This is a genomic window from Protofrankia sp. Cj5 (genome assembly GCF_917627405.1).
In the GTDB taxonomy this organism is placed as follows: Bacteria; Actinomycetota; Actinomycetes; order Frankiales; family Frankiaceae; genus Protofrankia.
On record NZ_CAKJTO010000124.1, the window covers coordinates 1 to 1275 of the forward strand.

General features: G+C 74.7%; 1 protein-coding gene. It reads left to right on the top strand.

The window, feature by feature from the left end:
* Positions 1–1275: WD40 repeat domain-containing protein (locus tag MJ777_RS19805; protein WP_239377419.1), on the top strand; the 1275-nt coding region annotated here is incomplete at both ends.

Below are 1275 nucleotides of genomic sequence, written 5' to 3' on the forward strand. Positions count from 1 at the left end.
TCCCCTCACCGGCCACACCGGCACGGTCTGGTCGGTGGCATGGGCGACCGGCACCGACGGCCAGCTCCTACTCGCCACCGGCAGCGACGACCGGACGGTGCGGGTCTGGGACCCGGCCCGCGGCCAAACCCTGCACACCCTCACCGGCCACACCAACTGGGTCTGGTCGATGGCGTGGGCGACCGGCACCGACGGCCGGCTCCTCCTCGCCACCAGCAGCGGCGATCGGACGGTGCGGGTCTGGGATCCGGCCCGCGGCCGGACCCTGCACACCCTCACCGGCCACACCAGCTGGGTCAACTCGGTGGCGTGGGCAACCAGCACCGACGGCCAGCTCCTCCTCGCCACCGGCAGCCACGACCGGACGGTGCGGGTCTGGGACCCGGCCCGCGGCCGGACCCTGCACACCCTCACCGGCCACACCAGCTGGGTCAACTCGGTGGCATGGGCGACCGGCACCGACGGCCAGCTCCTCCTCGCCACCGGCAGCGTCGACGGGACGGTGCGGGTCTGGGACCCGGCCCGCGGCCAAACCCTGCACACCCTCACCGGCCACACCGGCCCGGTCTACTCGGTGGCATGGGCAACCAGCACCGACGGCCAGCTCCTACTCGCCACCGCCAGCACCGACGAGACGGTGCGGATCTGGGACCCGACCCGCGGCCAGACCCTGCACACCCTCACCGGCCACACCGGCCCGGTCTACTCGGTGGCGTGGGCGACCGGCACCGACGGCCAGCTCCTCCTCGCCACCGCCAGCTACGACCGGACGGTGCGGATCTGGGACCCGGCCCGCGGCCAGACCCTGCACACCCTCACCGGCCACACCGGCACGGTCTGGTCGGTGGCGTGGGCGACCGGCACCGACGGCCGGCTGCTGCTCGCCACCGCCGGCTACGACCAGACGGTGCGGGTCTGGGCGGTGACGGCATCACCAGCACCAGCACCACCGCGGGTGCCGGTCACCCTCGACCCGGCCGGGTCCCGGCTCCACACCGAGACGGTCGGGCTGCTCCTGCTCGGCGCCGGCGGGCTGTGGCCGCCACTGGCACTCATCCACGACCTTGCCACACTCACCGGCAGCACCCCAACCGACCCGGATCACCCGGATGATCCGGCCCGCGGCATGCTGTACGACCCGCGGCTCCGCGCCCTGGCCGACCACCCCGGGATCCGCCGGCTCCGCCAACTGCACTGGCCCCCGGCCGCCCGGATCGGGTTCGCCGCCCTCCTCACCGCCGACCAACCCACCGACCCGACCTACCTCCCCCCACC